Source organism: Pseudoalteromonas sp. S327 (genome assembly GCF_005886415.1).
GTDB lineage: Bacteria > Pseudomonadota > Gammaproteobacteria > Enterobacterales > Alteromonadaceae > Pseudoalteromonas > Pseudoalteromonas atlantica.
Map to the genome: position 1 here is coordinate 24,309 of NZ_PNDP01000016.1, position 17,873 is coordinate 42,181.

At 39.1% G+C, this 17,873-nt stretch carries 18 protein-coding genes; 17 read left to right on the plus strand and 1 reads right to left on the minus strand.

Going from position 1 to position 17,873, the window contains the following annotated elements:
* Positions 1-19: 19 nt before the first annotated feature.
* From CWB60_RS06190 to CWB60_RS06265, 16 genes are all read left to right on the plus strand, one after another.
* Complete coding sequence (locus CWB60_RS06190) at positions 20-556, plus strand: COG4648 family protein (RefSeq protein WP_249318345.1); 537 nt, start codon at positions 20-22, stop codon at positions 554-556.
* Positions 543-1,913: an AMP-binding protein gene (locus CWB60_RS06195; protein WP_138577302.1), complete on the plus strand. Its 1,371-nt coding sequence runs from the start codon at positions 543-545 to the stop codon at positions 1,911-1,913. The genes CWB60_RS06190 and CWB60_RS06195 overlap by 14 nt, the downstream gene beginning before the upstream one ends.
* Positions 1,897-2,262: an ApeI family dehydratase gene (locus CWB60_RS06200; protein ID WP_138577300.1), complete on the plus strand. Its 366-nt coding sequence runs from the start codon at positions 1,897-1,899 to the stop codon at positions 2,260-2,262. Before CWB60_RS06195 ends, CWB60_RS06200 begins: the two co-directional genes overlap by 17 nt.
* A complete protein-coding gene (locus CWB60_RS06205) occupies positions 2,255-3,004 on the plus strand; it encodes a glycosyltransferase family 2 protein (RefSeq protein ID WP_004586473.1) in 750 nt (249 codons plus the stop codon). The genes CWB60_RS06200 and CWB60_RS06205 overlap by 8 nt, the downstream gene beginning before the upstream one ends.
* Complete coding sequence (locus CWB60_RS06210; protein ID WP_138577298.1) at positions 2,994-3,953, plus strand: lysophospholipid acyltransferase family protein; 960 nt, start codon at positions 2,994-2,996, stop codon at positions 3,951-3,953. The genes CWB60_RS06205 and CWB60_RS06210 overlap by 11 nt, the downstream gene beginning before the upstream one ends.
* Positions 3,937-5,499: an HAL/PAL/TAL family ammonia-lyase gene (locus tag CWB60_RS06215; protein WP_052242883.1), complete on the plus strand. Its 1,563-nt coding sequence runs from the start codon at positions 3,937-3,939 to the stop codon at positions 5,497-5,499. Before CWB60_RS06210 ends, CWB60_RS06215 begins: the two co-directional genes overlap by 17 nt.
* The gene (locus CWB60_RS06220; protein ID WP_054981885.1) at positions 5,492-5,920 is read left to right on the plus strand and encodes an acyl-CoA thioesterase; all 429 of its coding nucleotides are present in this window, start codon (positions 5,492-5,494) and stop codon (positions 5,918-5,920) included. Before CWB60_RS06215 ends, CWB60_RS06220 begins: the two co-directional genes overlap by 8 nt.
* 14 nt (positions 5,921-5,934) lie before the next feature.
* A complete protein-coding gene (locus CWB60_RS06225) occupies positions 5,935-6,456 on the plus strand; it encodes an outer membrane lipoprotein carrier protein LolA (RefSeq protein ID WP_138577296.1) in 522 nt (173 codons plus the stop codon).
* Positions 6,457-6,485: 29 nt separating this feature from the next.
* Positions 6,486-8,732: an MMPL family transporter gene (locus CWB60_RS06230; protein WP_138577294.1), complete on the plus strand. Its 2,247-nt coding sequence runs from the start codon at positions 6,486-6,488 to the stop codon at positions 8,730-8,732.
* Between the two features lie 4 nt (positions 8,733-8,736).
* On the plus strand, positions 8,737-9,975 hold the full coding sequence (locus tag CWB60_RS06235) for an NAD(P)/FAD-dependent oxidoreductase (RefSeq protein ID WP_138577292.1): 1,239 nt from the start codon (positions 8,737-8,739) through the stop codon (positions 9,973-9,975).
* Positions 9,963-10,550 (plus strand): DUF3261 domain-containing protein, encoded by a 588-nt coding sequence (locus tag CWB60_RS06240; protein ID WP_064387204.1) that lies wholly within the window; start codon positions 9,963-9,965, stop codon positions 10,548-10,550. The genes CWB60_RS06235 and CWB60_RS06240 overlap by 13 nt, the downstream gene beginning before the upstream one ends.
* Entirely contained in the window at positions 10,550-11,719 is a 1,170-nt protein-coding gene (locus tag CWB60_RS06245; protein ID WP_138577290.1) for a beta-ketoacyl-ACP synthase, read from the plus strand. Before CWB60_RS06240 ends, CWB60_RS06245 begins: the two co-directional genes overlap by 1 nt.
* The gene (locus CWB60_RS06250) at positions 11,712-12,167 is read left to right on the plus strand and encodes a hotdog family protein (protein WP_138577288.1); all 456 of its coding nucleotides are present in this window, start codon (positions 11,712-11,714) and stop codon (positions 12,165-12,167) included. Before CWB60_RS06245 ends, CWB60_RS06250 begins: the two co-directional genes overlap by 8 nt.
* The gene (fabG, locus tag CWB60_RS06255) at positions 12,164-12,889 is read left to right on the plus strand and encodes a 3-oxoacyl-ACP reductase FabG (RefSeq protein WP_138577286.1); all 726 of its coding nucleotides are present in this window, start codon (positions 12,164-12,166) and stop codon (positions 12,887-12,889) included. Before CWB60_RS06250 ends, fabG begins: the two co-directional genes overlap by 4 nt.
* Positions 12,889-14,118, plus strand: a complete 1,230-nt coding sequence (locus CWB60_RS06260) for a beta-ketoacyl-ACP synthase (protein ID WP_138577284.1) — start codon at positions 12,889-12,891, stop codon at positions 14,116-14,118. The genes fabG and CWB60_RS06260 overlap by 1 nt, the downstream gene beginning before the upstream one ends.
* 90 nt (positions 14,119-14,208) lie before the next feature.
* Positions 14,209-15,510: a DEAD/DEAH box helicase gene (locus CWB60_RS06265; RefSeq protein ID WP_004586461.1), complete on the plus strand. Its 1,302-nt coding sequence runs from the start codon at positions 14,209-14,211 to the stop codon at positions 15,508-15,510.
* Between the two features lie 125 nt (positions 15,511-15,635).
* Here CWB60_RS06265 and CWB60_RS06270 read toward each other — a convergent pair whose 3' ends face one another.
* Complete coding sequence (locus CWB60_RS06270) at positions 15,636-17,243, minus strand: NAD(P)/FAD-dependent oxidoreductase (protein ID WP_138577282.1); 1,608 nt, start codon at positions 17,241-17,243, stop codon at positions 15,636-15,638.
* Between the two features lie 192 nt (positions 17,244-17,435).
* Here CWB60_RS06270 and fdxA point away from each other — a divergent pair, with 192 nt between their 5' ends.
* Entirely contained in the window at positions 17,436-17,759 is a 324-nt protein-coding gene (gene fdxA / locus CWB60_RS06275) for a ferredoxin FdxA (RefSeq protein ID WP_029774458.1), read from the plus strand.
* Positions 17,760-17,873 lie beyond the last annotated feature (114 nt).

The following is a 17,873-nucleotide window of genomic DNA, read 5'->3' on the forward strand; positions in this document are numbered from 1 at the left end:
ATTTTTAACAGCGTTAATAATGATTTTTTTAACCTGTTACCCTTTCATTGTTTATATAGGGCTGACACGTTTCAACAGTTATTTACTCACTATGATTTTATTAACACTGTTAATAATAAGGCTTTGGTTAAGCAAGCCTTTATTAGCTAAAATGCCATGGATAAAGCCAGCCTCATTACTTGGAATTTTAGCTATTGGCTTATCTAAAACGATGGGCAGTGATTTTGGTATTCGGCTTTATCCGGTTATTGTAAATACTGTTATGTTTTTTGTTTTTGCTTACTCGCTTTATAAAGGTCCAAGTATCATAGAAACGTTTGCACGTATCACTGAGCCAAAGCTTGATAAAAGAGCCATTTCGTACACTAAAAATGTAACTAAAATATGGTGCGTTTTTTTTGTTTTTAACGCCAGTATAGCGTTATACACTAGTGTGTTTACAAGTCTTGATGTGTGGGCATTTTATAACGGTTTTATTGCATACATTATTATGGGTGTTTTATTTGCAGTAGAGTGGTTAGTAAGGAAAAAAGTAAAAAGGAATGCAGGTGTTTAATACTTTAGATAACGCAAGCATAAATATTCGATTTAATCATAATGGCTCAGCGTTATCTGAGCGTCAATTTGTTAATGATATTAATCAAGTTTTGGCTAAAATTCCGCAATCGCCTACTAAAGCATCGGCAGTGCTTTTCAACAGTAGTAGCTATGATTTTGCTGTAAACCTTTTTGCATTGGCGCATAAAGGCTGGACTATAATTTTACCGCCTAATGGTCAAAGCGAAACACTCAATGCGCTTTTAGAGCAAACCCCTTACTATTTGGGCGATAGTGATTTGGTCGAGCATGCGACTACGCCATTTGAAAATATTGGTAATTTAACAACTACACCTAACTACACACCGTTCAATAAAATTGCTTGGCCGAGTGAAGGTAACCTTGTTTTTTATACTTCTGGCTCTTCAGGTCAAGCTAAGCCTATTTTTAAATCGTGGCGAGTGCTTAATAAAGAGATAAAAACGCTCAACAGTACGTTTGCTTTAAAACGTAACCCTGTATTTATTGCCAGTGTTTCGCATCAGCATATTTACGGTTTGTTATTTAGAGTGTTATGGCCGCTTAGCAATAACCACATAATTGATACAGACTTGCTTAACTACCCCGAGCATATTGCTACTAAACTTAAAACAATTACACAGGCCGTGTTTATATCCAGTCCGGCACAGCTAAAGCGGCTGCATCAAGATAACGTTTTAATAGAAGAAAAGTCACATTTACAGTGGGTTTTCTCATCCGGTGGGCCGCTTCAAAATGAAGACGCTGTCACTTTAAATAAACAGCTAAATAAACCCATTACTCAAGTATTTGGCAGCACCGAAACTGGCGGAATTGCATATCGTCAGGTTGTGTCTTTAGAGAACGTTAGTCATTGGCAGCCATTTTTAGGGATCACATTACACAGTACCTCTGAACAACGATTAGTGTTGAATTCGCCTTTAGTTGAGCAAACAAACTATTTATTAGATGACCGAGGTACATTATTTCAAAATGGCCAATTTGAATTACTAGGTCGTTTTGACCGTATTATAAAGCTTGAAGAAAAACGCTTAAGCCTTGACGAACTAGAGCTACATTTATGCAAAAGTGAGTGGGTACAGGAAGCTAAAGTAATAACGCTAAATGGGAAACGTTTAGTATTAGGCGCTGTTATAGTGCTTACACATAAAGGACAAGCATATTTAAACGCCAATGGAAAGTTAGCGACTAATACGCTTTTAAAAACACATACATTGAATCGTTTTGAAGGGATCTGTACGCCTAAAAAATGGCGTTTTCTAAATCAATTACCCTACAACACGCAAGCTAAAATAAATTTAAAAGTATTGGAGTCTCTTTTTGTCAAAGCTGATTAACACAAAGCCTGAACTTGTTAACTGTGTATCGTCAACACAGAGTCATTGCCTAACGCTTTTTATACCGCCAAGTTTAGATTATTTTAAAGGTCACTTTAGTCAAGGCCCTATTTTAGCAGGTGTAGTGCAGCTCGATTGGGCCGTAAATGCCATGCGAAAATACTTTAATGTTAAACGTGAAGTAAAAGATATTGAAGTGCTTAAGTTTCAGGTTGTTATTACCCCTGGTCTAACAATTAAATTAACTGTTGAAGAAAAGCCTGGCGGTAAGTATGGCTTTTCGTATCAATCAGATAAAGGCCAACACGCCTCAGGGCGTATAGTGTTTAAAAGTGATACAGATGAATAATTTTTGTATTGTTATACCTAATTTTAATCATGTAAGTGTTATTGATGAAGTACTTGCAACGTTAACTGAGTATACGCTGCCAATAATAATGGTTGATGATGCCAGTAGTGTGCAGGCTAAATCTCTTTTTGCTACTCTTGAGAAAAAATATGCCCACCTCACTCTTATATCGCATGAGCAAAATGAAGGCAAAGGCGGTGCGGTACAAACAGGATTGCGCTGCGCGTATGAGCAAGGTTATAGCCATGCAATACAAGTAGATGCAGATGGGCAACATAATTTATCAGATATCAAAAAGTTGATTGAGCTTTCAAACACACACCCACAGGCATTAATTAGTTGTTGCCCAGTGTATGATGAATCGGTTCCCAAGCACCGTTACTTAGCACGTTATTTGACCCATGTGTGGGTATGGATAGAAACGCTCAGCTTTAAAATTGTGGACTCAATGTGTGGTTTTAGAGTCTACCCTTTAAATGTGACTAATAAGCTTATAAGTGAGGTTAATCTCGGTAAGCGTATGGACTTTGATCCAGAAATACTGGTTAGGTTATATTGGCGCAACGTTCCATTTGTTTTTTTACCAAGCCAGGTTATTTACCCAGAAAATGGCTTGTCACACTTCCAGCCACTCCAAGATAATGTGCGTATTTCGTGGTTACATACGCGTTTATTTTTTGGCATGCTGCTTCGTTCACCTGTTTTACTATGGCATAAATATAAGAGACGTTATGGCCGTTAAACATTGGTCTAAAATGCAAGAGCGAGGTAACTTTTTAGGTATACAAATATTACTATTTGCCCATAAAGTACTTGGTCGTAAAGGGCTGTGGGTTATTTTGTTCCCGGTTGTTTGCTATTTGTTTATTACCGGTAAAGTTGCACGCGCGGCTTCTAAGCAGTTTTTAGTCCAAGTTAATAATTACAATAATGTTGAGCGTAAAGTAACTTTTAAACAACAGCTTATGCATTTTTGTAGTTTTGCCGATAGCGCCCTTGATAAAATTGATGGTTGGCTCGGTCGAATTTCAAAAAAGGATATCCAATATACTAATGAACAGCTGTTTATTGATTTAAATGAGAAACAGCAAGGGGCCATTTTTATTGGCTCTCACTTGGGTAACCTTGAGGTATGTAGAGCACTGAGCCAGCATCGCAGCAGTAAAAAAATTAATGTGCTTGTATTTACTCATCACGCTGTTGAATTTAATAAAATGCTTAAAAAAATTAACCCTGCGGTGTCGGTTAACTTAATTCAAGTGAGCGATATGGGGCCTGATCTAGCTATTTTATTAAAAGATAAAGTAGAGCAGGGTGAAATAGTCGTTATTGTTGGTGATAGAACAAGCGCTACAACGGGTGAGCGATCAACACGTGTTGAGTTTTTAGGTAAGCCAGCATCTTTTTCTCAAGGGCCTTTTATATTAGCTGCATTATTAGATTGCCCCGTTTACTTTTTATTTTGCTTAAAAGATAAAAAAACAAAAAAGTATCATGTGATTTTTGAACATTATAGCCAAACATTAAAAATACCCCGCTCACAAAGGCAAGGTCTATTAACCACTGTAATTACAGATTTTTCTGCACGTTTAGGCTTTTATGCCGCGCGGTATCCTTATCAGTGGTTTAATTTTTATGATTTTTGGCAAAACGATCAGCAAGTAGAACGCAGCAATGCAAAGGAGAAGTAGAGTGTCAGCTCAGGAAGTACAGCTTTTTGGAAACCAACAACTTTCTATTGAAGATATTGTTAATATTGCACATCAAAATACTCAGGTGCAATTAAGTGGCTGCGAGCAATTTAGCGCAAAGATTGATAGCGCGCTTAGCTTTTTAGACTCTCTACTCAAAGAAGATGGTGTGATTTATGGGGTAACTACAGGCTATGGTGACTCAGTTACGGTTCCTGTACCACTTAACTTAGTTGATGAGCTACCATTACATTTAACGCGCTTTCATGGTTGTGGACTAGGCGATGTGTTTAATAAAGTACAAGGGCGTGCAATTTTAGCTACGCGCTTAGCATCACTTTCACAAGGCTATTCTGGCGTAAGCTGGGAAATGCTGAATCTTCTCAAAGACTATTTAAACCTTGATATAGTACCTGTTATTCCTCAAGAAGGTTCGGTAGGCGCTAGCGGTGATTTAACCCCACTGTCGTATGTAGCAGGTGCTATGGTTGGTGAACGTGATGTTTTTTACAAAGATAAAATACTTAACAGCGCGCAGGTAATGCAAGCGGCTGGTTTAAAGCCTTTAACGCTTCGCCCAAAAGAGGGGCTTGCAGTTATGAATGGTACAGCTGTGATGACCGCACTGGCTTGTTTAGCGTTTGATAGAGCTAATTATTTAGCAAAACTTGCAAGTAGGATTACTGCATTGTCTAGCCTTGCTCTTAAAGGTAATAGTCATCATTTTGATGAAATTTTATTCTCTGTTAAGCCTCATCCTGGGCAGCAACAAGTTGCTAAATGGATACGAGATGATTTAAACCATCATGACCATCCTCGTAACGCTGATAGACTGCAAGATAGGTACTCTATTCGCTGTGCACCGCATGTTATTGGTGTATTGCAAGATAGTTTGCCATTTTTCAGGCAGATGATAGAAAACGAGCTTAACTCTGCAAACGATAACCCTATTATTGATGGCGAGGGTGAGCATGTACTTCATGGTGGCCATTTTTATGGCGGCCACATTGCAATGGCAATGGATAGTATGAAAACGGCGATTGCAAATCTGGCAGATTTAGCCGACAGGCAAATCGCTTCATTGGTCGATACTAAATTTAATAATGGATTACCATCAAATTTATCAGACAGTGAGGCTGAACGTCGTTACATAAATCATGGCTTTAAAGCCGTGCAAATAGGCGCCAGTGCCTATACTGCTGAAGCGCTTAAGTTAACGATGCCTGCAAGTGTATTTTCTCGCTCTACTGAGTGCCATAATCAAGATAAAGTAAGTATGGGGACTATTGCCTCACGTGATTGTTTGCGTATTTTACAGCTTACAGAGCAGGTTATTGCAAGTACGTTACTAGCAAGTATTCAAGGGGTGAGGCTGCGTATTAAACAAGGCGAACTTGAATTTTCAAGTTTAACTGCAGATATGCAAGCGATGTATACTGACATAACTCATTATTTCGAAAACCTAACTGAAGATAGGCCAATGGAAGCGGTACTTAGACAAACCATTAGTTATATTCAAGAAAAACGTTGGGCTTTATATGAATAGTAAAGGTGCTTTGCTAACTCATGAAGTGGAAATTGAAATTCCATTTCATGACTGCGATCCGATGAATGTTGTATGGCATGGTAATTACCCTCGCTACTTAGAGGTGGCTCGCTGTGAGTTACTGCGATTATTTGATTACGACTATCCTCAAATGATGGAGTCGGGTTATGCGTGGCCAATAGTGGATATGCAAATTAAGTACGTGGCATCCGCCATATTTACCCAAAAAATTAAAGTGACCGCGCATTTAAAAGAGTTCGAAAACCGATTAAAAATTGATTATATAATTACAGATGCCATAACGAATAAGCGTATTACTAAAGCGACTACCACTCAAGTTGCTGTTGAGATATCGACTAAAGAAATGCAGTTTGCCTCACCAGCGGTGATAGTTGATAAGCTTGCAAAAATACTTAGCTAATATTGGATGATGCTATGAATTATTTAAAAAATTGTGTGTTTGTTAGTTGTCTTTATTTTGTTTTTTTTAGTGCCAGTTTATTAGCTGCTACGACAGTTTCGGGTGAATTTAAGCAATTAAAACATTTTGCCGGCTTCTCTAAACCATTCATCTCTAAAGGGGAGTTTACACTTGAAGGGGAAAAGCTGCTTTGGTATGTAAAAACACCAGTGCAAAGTACATTACTAATCGAGAATGGCCAAGTATTTGTGAAAAATAAAGAGGGTGAGCTTACTCCTCAGCCTGGCAGCGAGCAGTTTGTAGGCTTATTAACTGACTTACTCGGATTAGATATGAGAGCCTTATATGCGCGGTTTGATGTAACAAATCAAACAGGCTGTTTATTATTAAAGCCAAAAGATACGCTATTAAAACAGCTGTTTAGCCATTTTATTCTTTGTGAAAATAACCAGCGTGTACAAAGTATAACCTTAAATGAGCACTCGGGTAGCAACACAGTAATAGAGTTTTCTTATGCAAATACACCTAATAATTAATAAGTGTAAGTAACCTTCGGAAAAGTGACGTGATTAAACGTATTAGTGTACTTATTACATGGTTTGGTTTTTTAGCTGTTTTACTTTGTGCTGCTTTGTATATCACTAAGCCTGTATTAAATGCTGATATGTTTAGTTTATTACCAAAATCACATTCTCAATTGGCGTACGGCGAAGAGGTCTTTTTTAAAAAAAATGCAAACCGTATTATGTTTTCATTTACTGGTGATGGTAAAAACTTAGCACATGACGAGCTTAAATCATGGCTGTTAAAACGTGATATAAAAAATAGCTTTGAACTGCCAAGCATTGTGCAGTTATCTTCAGTGTTCTCTGCGTATCAACATGCGCTGCTCAGCGACAATTATAAAAATAGTATGGTTGATAAAGCACAGTTTGAGTCATTTTACCTTACTCAATTAAATCAATTAGGAAACCCTTTTGTAAGTGCCACCCTAAAAGCCGATATTAGTTTAAGTCTTGCTGCATTTATAGGCGATAATTTAAAACAAAGTCAGTTATTCTCTTTAAAAAATGAGCGGTTAACGCGCCGTCTAAATCATACTGATTATGCTGTTATATTGGCTACCATTCCTAACAATAGCCTCCCAATTGATGAGTCTATTAAGCTTGCGAGCAGCATTAAAAATAAGCTTGAAAGTTTAAATGATACGTACCCACAGACCACTATTCGCTATTCAGGTGCTCTTTTTCATACAGCTGAAAACGCTCAGCAAGCTAAGTATGAAATGAGCTTATTTGGTGGCCTTAGTGTAATCGCATTACTTTTAATGGTGTTTTGGGTATTTAGGCAAGTCAGTAGCATTTTGCTTGCAAGCTTAACCGTACTTAGTGCACTGGCTGGTGGTGCTACGGCCATGGTATTTGTGTTTAATTCGATTCATTTGTTAACACTAGTTTTTGCTGTAACCATAATTGGTATAGCTATTGATTATGCATTTCATGCGATGACTGATTTAGCGTATGGCAACAGTTTTTACCAAAGTAGTGGGTTAAGTAAAGGCACAAAAACAGCTTTGCTTTTATCTTTTATTACAACAGGCCTCGGCTATAGCTGTTTATTAGGTGCGCCAATTTCACTTTTATCGCAAGTAGCAGTGTTTGTAATTGCTGGGCTTGCGAGCGCCTGGTTATTCACATTAATTATATTACCTATCTGGCAATCTAAGCTTGTACTCTCTGAGCGAAGTTTGATTAAAAGTCAGCAGTTATTAGGTTTAATGGTGCGCTTTAACCGTTGTAAGCAATCGGTTTTACTCGTATTGGGGCTGGTGTTAATGTTTTTGTTTTACCTTAAACCGGTTTCATTTAACAACGATGTACGTTTACTAAATGCAAGCCCACAGCAACTAATACTTAATGAGCAAAAGCATTTAACTTTATTGGGACAGTTAGATGCCCACATTGTATTTTTATTTGCATCAAATGCTGAACAACTACTGCAAAAGCAAGAGCAACTAATAGATGATTTAAAGCGTATTAACCCACATCTTAAACACAATGCTATTAAGCGTTGGTTACCTAGTAAGCGCACGCAAAAAAATAATTTAGCGCTCTTTAACGGAGCTGTTAAAAACGATGTGTTAATTATCACTGAAAAATATACAGGGATAAAAGTTGAGTCAGCTAACACAGAACTTTTGAGTTACGACGCTTTAGCAAATAGTCATTTTTCAGCACTTTTAAATGCACAAATGTTTGTTGAGCCTAATAAGGCTGTTACTTGGTTTTCTGTATCGGGAATATCCACGCACGCGTTAACTTCTAGCGTTAATGCTTATGAAGATGCGTTTATATATAACAAGCCTGAGCAAATCAGTAGCCTACTTGAAAACTACAGCCAGTATTTATTGCTTACATTGGGCGTGGCCATTGTTATTTGCTTTGTTTTATTTAGCTATAAATTTGGCCTTCGGATTGGCACTGTGCAGGTGATAACATTAAGTGCCAGCCTATTGACTATGCTTTGGGTATGTAATGCAGCGCAAGGAAGTATCTCAATTTTTAATCTGCTAGGTGGCTTACTCATTATTGGCCTAGCCATAGATTATTTAGTGTTTTACCAAATTAACAACTTAACGGCGGTAAATGTATTGGCCATTAGCTTGTCGGCCGCCTCTTCGATGTGTGTGTTTGGTATGCTCGCCTTTTCAGATACCCCCGCCATTTTTAGTTTTGGCCTTACTGTTATGGTAGGGATTTTAGCCGTATATATTTTATCTCCATTAAGTGTATTAAAGTCTCAAAAGGAATAATAATTTGAACAACCTTGAGCAGTATGATGTTGTGGTTATAGGAGCAGGGCCTTCAGGTGCACTTGTAAGTAGCTTATTAGTACAAAAAGGCTGGAAAGTGCTGGTGCTAGAGCAACAAGTATTTCCTCGTTTTTCAATTGGCGAAAGCTTATTACCTCAATGTATGGAGTATTTAGCTGATGCTGGGCTAGTTAACACAATACATGAACATGCAGATGAGCTTGGCTTTCAATTTAAAGATGGTGCTGCGTTTCATCGTAATGGCCAAAATACAGCTATAAATTTTACTGAAAAATTTAGCCCAGGCCCGGGTACTACTTTTCAAGTTAAACGGGCTAATTTTGATAAGCTGATTGCTGATAGAGCGCAGCATCAAGGCGTTGAAATTCGCTATCAGCATAGTGTTATTGGTTTTACTGATGAAGCTGCTAGTGCGACGCTGCAAGTGCAAAATAATAAAAAACAAACGTATGACGTAAGGGCTAAGTTTGTACTTGATGCGAGCGGTTTCGGCCGAGTTTTACCAAAACTTTTAAATTTAGAAAAACCTTCTACTTTTCCTGTGCGTAGTGCTTATTTCAGTCACTTTAATGATGGCATTACTGACGAGATGTTTGATAGAAATAAAATTTTAATAACCGTTCACCCTAAATTTAATGATGTTTGGTATTGGCTCATCCCCTTTAGTGATGGCACGTCCAGCATTGGGGTTGTTGCAAAGCAAGCACGCTTTAATGAGAGTAGTGAAGCTGACACCTTAAAACAGTTTATAGAGCAAGACCCTTACTTAAAAAAACTTTTAGCTAATCGCGTACCTATAACACAGGCGCGTAGCATTAGTGGTTACTCTGCTAATGTATGTACGCTACATGGAAAACATTTTGCTTTACTAGGCAATGCGGGTGAATTTTTAGATCCGGTGTTTTCATCTGGGGTGACTATTGCTTTAAAGTCTGCACACTTAATTGCCCCCTTTATTGATGATTATTTAAATGGAGAAGTGATTGATTTTGAGGAATGTTACGCCGAGCCATTGCAGGCAGGAGTTGATTGTTTTAAAACCTTTGTTAAAGGTTGGTACGATACCCGATTTCAAGACGTTATTTTTTATTCAGAGCAAAACTCGCAGGTTCGTGAAATGATCAGTGCTATTTTAGCGGGTTACGCATGGGATAAAAATAATCCATTTGTTGCTCAAAGTGAGCGTCGTTTAAATGTATTAGCGCAGCTATGTCAAAATTAATCCCAGTTATTGAGGCTCATATCAGACACTTTTTAAAATGTACTTTTATAGCTTTAGTGTGTGTTTGCATAACAGCATGTAGTAGCACATATAAAAGCAGTGAGCGTGTTGATATTTCTGCAGCCACTACACTTGATATTTCGCATGTGCCTGTACAAATGTTTGATCAAAATTGGCAGCATGTTTTATATATTCAAAACAATGAGAAAGAGCATACATTATTAGCACAATTAGAAATAAACAAGCAGGGTACTATCAACTTATTGTTGATGACTACACAAGGCTTACCTATTTTAAAGCTTGAAAAACTAAATAACCAACCACCTAATGTTACTAAAATGATAGTCGGTGTTGATTTAGACCCAGCTTATATATTGGCAGATATTGCCTTAGTGCATTGGCCTGTATTATTTCTTAATGAGAAAATATCTGGGGCGATTATAAAGCAGATAGCCACACAAAGGCGTGTAGTAAAAAATAACCGCTCGATTATTACAATAAATTATAGCGATAATAAAACAGTACTAAATAATAGTGAGCGACATTATCAAATTACATTTGAGAAGGTAAACTAGTGACTTTTTGGTTAAATGATTTAGGCATTGTAAGTGCAATGGGCAAAGGCGTTGAAGATACAATTATTAGCCTAAATAACTTACAAAATAATGAAGCCCCACAGCTTTTAAAGACAAAAGATTTAAGCACAGAGGGTTTGCCATTTTATGTTGGGCACGTGGACTGCGTTCCTCTAAATCAAAAGCACCGTATTGATACGCTAATTGATATAGCCCTTGAGCAAATATCCCCAACACTTAAGCGTTTTTCACATATTGATAAATCACGAATTGCTGTTGTGGTAGGTACAAGTACATCTGGGGTGCATGATGGCGAACAAGCTCGAGCTGAACACGACAGTTCAGGTGTGTGGCCAAGTGACTTTTTATATGCTGATCAAGAACTTGCTACTCCTTCACATTACATAGCCGAAAAAGTAGGGGCGTTAGGTCCTTGTTATAGTATTTCAACGGCATGTACCTCAAGTGCTAAAGCTCTCATTAGCGCAAAAGCTTTAATAACTGCTGATTTAGCAGACGTTGTAATTTGTGGTGGCGTAGACAGCCTTTGCAAACTTACCATTAATGGATTTAATGCCTTGGCATCAATGAGCACTGGAATGTGTAAGCCTTTTTGCGATGACAGAGATGGTATTAATATTGGTGAGGGTGCTGCGTTATTTGTCATGAGTAAAGAAGCACCGTTAGAAAATGGCGTCATGTTTTTAGGTGGTGGGGAAAGCTCTGATGCTCATCACATTTCGGCGCCAGACCCTAGCGGTAATGGTGCAAAATCGGCAATGAAAGCAGCTCTGGCCGTTGCTGACTTATTACCTAGTGATATTGACTATATAAATGCACACGGCACAGCAACAATTAAAAATGACGAAATGGAAGCCCTTGCAATTAATAGTGTGTTTGGCAACAATACACCGCTGAGCTCCAGTAAGTACTTAACTGGGCACACTTTAGGTGCAGCTGGTGCAATTGAAGCAGGTATTTGTTGGCTGTTGCTCAGAGGGAGAGGAAATATTACTTTGCCTTTTAATAAATGCACACACAGAAATAAGCTGGCAGATGTTAACGTTATTGAGCAAGCTAGCACGGTTAAATTAAATTACTGTCTATCTAACTCATTTGCGTTTGGTGGTAATAATGCCAGTTTGATTTTAGGTACTCATAATGAATAATTATTCTATAGAGCAGGTTGTACCCCACGATGCTCCTATGATCTTAATAGATCAGTTAGTTGAATACAGCGATGAAAGTGCAACCTGCTCTGTGACTATTACACCCCAAAGCCCTTTTTATAATGAGCAAATTGAGGGAGTGCCAAGTTATATAGGTGTTGAATATATGGCCCAGTCTATAGCTGCCTATGCTGGAGCATTAGCTAACGATATTAATGAAGCGGTTAAAATTGGCTTTTTGATCGGCACGCGAAAATATAAAACACATCAGGCCATGTTTTATAAAAACAGCACCTTAACTATTTATGTTCACAAGCTTTACCAAGAAGAATCTGGTTTAAGTGTGTTTGAATGCCAAATAAGTGAAAATAAAAAAATACTGTGTGATGCAAAAATAAATGTATTTCAGCCAGAAGAACCGCTGGAATTTATAAGAGAAAACCAATGAATAAAAGAATTTTAGTGACCGGCTCTAGCCGGGGTATAGGTAAGGCTATTGCACTTAAACTTGCAGCTCAAGGCTATGACATTACTGTTCATTGCAGAACTGGTTTAGAGCAAGCTCAGCAAACATGTGCAGAAATACACGCACTTGGACAAAGCACTACACTACTACAATTTGACGTATGCGATAGAGCAGCGGCAAAGCAACAAATTGAGCAAGATATTACAAACAATGGTGCTTACTATGGTGTGGTGTGTAATGCGGGCATTACCAAGGATATGGCTTTTCCGGCAATGCAGGGCGATGATTGGGATAGCGTAATTAGAACTGGGTTAGATGGCTTTTATAATGTTGTGCACCCAACAGTTATGCCCATGGTACAAACTCGTAAAGGTGGGCGCATTATTACTATGGCTTCAGTGTCGGGTATTGCGGGCAACAGAGGGCAAGTAAATTACAGCGCAGCGAAAGCAGGTATTATTGGCGCTACCAAAGCCCTATCGCTGGAACTAGCTAAGCGAAAAATTACTGTAAATTGTGTAGCGCCTGGTTTAATTGAAACAGCAATGACGGATGAGCTTCCGGTTGCTGAAATGATGAAAATGATTCCACTTAAACGTATGGGAACAGTGAACGAAGTGGCTGGTACAGTTGCATTTTTAATGTCTGATGATGCTGCTTACATCACTCGCCAAGTTATTTCGGTTAACGGCGGGATGGTTTAATGAAACGTGTTGTTGTTACAGGGATGTCGGTTATAACCGCATTGGGCGATGATTGGGATGAATTTAAAAGCGCCTTGATTAAAGGTGAAAATGCAGTTGTAACAATGCTTGAATGGGATAAAGCTGATGGGCTTAATACACGCTTAGCTGCCCCTGTCACCCATTTTGAAAAACCTAACCATTATAAACGTAAGCAAATACGCTCAATGGGGCGAGTGGCACTTATGTCCACACGTGCAACTGAGCGTGCGCTTGAGCAAGCTGATTTACTTGAACATAAAAGTCTTACAGATGGCTCTACCGGTGTAGCATATGGCTCATCCACCGGCTCAACACCGCCGCTTCTCGCATTTGCAAATATGTTGGAAAGTGGCTCAATGTCTGGAGTCACAGCTACAAGCTATATTCAAATGATGGCACATACAGCACCAGTAAATGTAGGCGTATTTTTTGGCTTAAAAGGACGAGTGATCACTACAAGTTCGGCATGTACGTCTGGCTCGCAGGGTATTGGCTACGCCTATGAGGCAATTAAATTTGGTCGTCAAAAAATAATGGTAGCAGGGGGGGCAGAAGAACTTTGTATTACCGAAGCAGCTGTATTTGATACGCTGTATGCTACAAGTATTAAAAATGACACCCCTAAAAATACGCCTCGCCCATTTGATAAAAACCGTGATGGCTTGGTTATAGGAGAAGGTGCCGGTACTTTAATACTTGAAGAGTATGAGCATGCTAAAGCTAGAGGGGCAAATATATTGGCTGAGGTTGTCGGTTTTGGCTGTAACTCTGATGGACAACATGTTACTCAACCATCTTCAGATACCATGCAAATAGCCATTGAAATGGCATTGCAAGATGCCAATTTATCACCTGATAAAGTAGGTTATGTCAATGCGCATGGTACCTCAACCGATAGAGGTGATATTGCTGAGTCTCATGCCACTTTTAATGCGCTGGGAGTTAAACCTATTAGCTCTTTAAAAAGCTATTTAGGGCATACTTTAGGGGCGTGTGGTGCAATAGAAGCATGGGCTACTATTAATATGATGAGCGATAATTGGTTTGCACCTACAATAAATTTAACCGATATAGATAATGATTGCGCTGAGCTTGATTATATTAAGACACAAGGGCGAGAAATTAACACCGATTATGTCATGAGTAATAACTTTGCATTTGGTGGGATTAATACATCTCTTATTTTTAAACGGTATAAGCAAGATTAATCAAGTTTATAAACACTAATCACTAACTGTTGACTCATTTTTGCTGTATAATTTGCGACCCTTGATAAATGTGGCCGCAGGTTATACAGCATGAATTTTAAATCTTTTAGTTTTTCCCCTGAACTTATTCAGGCGTTAGACGAACTTAATTACCACACCCTTACGCCCATTCAGCGTTCAGCTATTCCGGCTGTTCGTAAAGGTAAAGACGTTTTAGCAAGTGCCCAAACAGGCACAGGTAAAACGGCTGCGTTTGCTTTACCTATCATCCAAAAATTAACTGAATCTGAGCTAAGCACAAGCAATGCTCCGCACGCGTTAGTGCTTGCGCCAACTCGTGAGCTTGCAGAGCAAATAGCAAATAACTTTAAAGCCTATGCAAAACATACCGCTTTAAAAGTAGTGAGTCTATTTGGCGGTGTTAATACCGCAGGCCAAGCAAATGCACTTAAAGACGGCGTAGATGTTGTAGTTGCAACTCCAGGGCGTTTACTTGATCATATTCGTTTAGGTAATTTAAGCCTAGCAAGCGTTAAACACTTAGTACTTGATGAAGCTGATCGTATGCTTGATATGGGCTTTATTGAAGATATGCAAAGTGTTATTAAAAGTTGTGACGAGCAGCGCCAAATTTTACTTTTCTCAGCCACTTTTCCAGCGGCTATTAAGCAGTTTGCAGCAAAAGTATTAAAACAGCCTGAAATTGTTCGCGTAGATCAAACCAATAGTACTGCAAGTACGGTACAGCATGTTGTGTACCCAGTTGAAGAGCGCCGTAAACAAGAGCTGCTTTCTGAGCTGATTGGTAAAAAGAACTGGCAACAAGTACTTGTGTTTGTAAACATGAAAGAAACGGCGGACGAGCTGGTTAAAGAGCTTAACCTTGATGGTATTCCTGCCACTGTATGTCATGGTGATAAATCGCAAGGTAACCGCCGACGCGCACTTCGTGAATTTAAAGAAGGCAAAGTACGTGTTTTAGTGGCTACCGAAGTTGCAGCGCGTGGTATTGATATTGAAGGCCTACCACGAGTAATTAATATTGATTTACCATGGCTTGCAGAAGATTACGTACACCGCATTGGCCGTACAGGTCGTGCTGGTAATCAAGGCCAAGCTATTTCGTTTGTAAGCCGCGAAGAAGAAAACACCTTGTTTGAGATAGAGTCGTTAATTGGCCAAAAAATCAAGCGTGTTTACTTAGAGGGTTATGAAGTAAGTAGCCGTGAAGTACTTATTGATAAAATAGGTAAAAAACCAGCGCATTTACGTCGTAGCCGTACTAATAAGCCAACAGGCCAAGCAACAGGCGAAGCACGTGCGGTAAATCGCTCACGTATTTCAAATGTGCGTAAAAGCTTAAAAGGCGCCAAGCTTACCCTTAAAAAGTAAGCTTACAAAGTGTAGCGCTTTTAAAAACCTGAGGTTTACTCAGGTTTTTTTGTGCCTCAATTTAGCTCAAGGTATAAACAAAAAAACCTCACTAAGTGAGGTTTTTGATTAATAACTTAAAAGGGTTAAGCGTTTTCTAACATTGAGAGTGCAACGGCTTCAGCCGCTTTAATACCATCAATACCTGCAGATAAAATACCACCTGCGTAACCTGCGCCTTCACCCGCTGGGTATAAACCTTTAGTATTTATGCTTTGGAAGCTTTTATCGCGCTTGATACTAATAGGTGATGATGTACGGGTTTCTACCCCTGTTAATAAACCGTCGTTTGTAGAAAAACCACGAATTTGCTTATTAAAGGCTGGAATGGCTTCGCGTATTGCATCGATAGCAAACTGCGGAAGTACATTTGCTAAATCGGTGAGTTTTATTCCTGGTGTAAACGATGGTTGTACATCACCTAAATCGCCCGATGCTTTTCCTTTTAAAAAGTCGCCAATTAACTGTGCTGGTGCATCGTAGTTGCTACCGCCTAATGCATAGGCTTGCTCTTCTAGTTTACGTTGCAAATCAATGCCGGCAAGCGGGTGACCAGGGAAGTCTTTTTCAGGTGTAATACCTACTACAATGGCACTATTTGCATTGCGCTCACTACGAGAGTATTGGCTCATACCGTTTGTTACTACGCGGCCTTCTTCAGAGGTGGCGGCTACAACAGTCCCTCCTGGGCACATACAAAAGCTGTAAACTGTGCGGCCATTATCACAATGGTGAACGAGTTTATAATCAGCAGAGCCTAAAATGGGGTTACCCGCGTTAGGCCCAAAACGACACTCATCAATCATCGATTGCTTGTGCTCGATTCTAAAGCCCACAGAAAACGGTTTTGCTTCTACGTAAATGCCTTTATCGTGAATCATTTTAAAGGTATCACGGGCGCTATGTCCGACAGCAAGTACTACATGGCGGGTATTGAGCTTTTCACCGTTTGAAAGCGTTAAGCCAGTTACTTGTCCATCATCTATATGAATGTCGTCTACGCGGGTACTAAAGCGGATTTCGCCGCCAAGTTCAATAATACGTGCGCGCATTTTTTCAATCATGGTAACAAGTTTAAACGTACCAATGTGTGGCTTACTTACATATAAAATTTCATCTGGTGCGCCGGCTTCTACAAATTCGGTGATAACTTTACGCCCGTAATGTTTTGGATCTTTTACTTGGCTGTATAGTTTACCGTCTGAAAATGTACCTGCGCCACCCTCGCCAAACTGCACATTAGACTCTGTATTAAGGGTACGTTTACGCCAAAAGCCAAAGGTGTCTTTGGTACGTTCGCGTACTTCTTTACCGCGCTCTAAAATAATAGGGTTAAAACCCATTTGAGCCAGCACTAAGCCCGCAAATAATCCACACGGGCCAAAGCCAATTACTATAGGTCTCTCAGTAAGGTTAGCGGGGGCGTGGGCAACAAATTTGTATGAGGTATCAGGGGCGGGTTTTACGTGCTGATCTTTTGCAAATGCGTTTAACAGCGCTTCTTCGTTATCTACTTCAATATCGAGGGTATAAATAAGTAAAATAGCCGTTTTTTTACGTGCATCGTACCCACGTTTAAACACATTGTAGCTGTGTAGCTGCGCTGGCTGTATTTTTAGTTTATCAACTATGGCTTGGCCTATAGCGTCCTCATTATGATCAAGCGGCAGCTTTATTTCGGTTAAACGTATCATTGTTATCTCTTTTAGGTGTCTTAGCGGTAATAGTATCCGCTCACAATAAGAAGTGTAGGGCACGTAATGGCTATACATTAAGGGCGCATATATTACGTTAAATTGACCGCAGATGGCACATATTTATTGTGTTTTTAATGGGGTTGGGTATGATCCTCGCTTTAGATAATTAATTACTAGGTTTAAACTATTATGGCGTTTGTGGTCACCGAAAACTGTATTAAGTGTAAATACACAGATTGTGTGGCAGTGTGCCCTGCAGATGCCTTTTACGAAGGCCCTAACTTTTTAGCAATAAGCCCTATTGATTGCATAGATTGTGGATTATGCGTACCAGAGTGCCCAGCTGAAGCAATTTACCAAGAAGACGAGCTGCCGGAAGACCAAAAAGAGTTTACCGAGCTTAATGCTGAGCTTGCATTGGTGTGGCCACGCATTGTTGAGGTAAAACCAGCGCCTGCTGATGCCGATAGTTGGAATGGTGTGGCTAATAAGCTTAAATTAATTGAAACCTAGCTTTTAAATTAAGCCTTTAATATTAATTAGTTAAAAAAGCTATTGTTTTTAGTATCAAACTATTAACAAATGTACTGACTTAAATTACACTTCAAAAATAAGTTTACCTTTTAA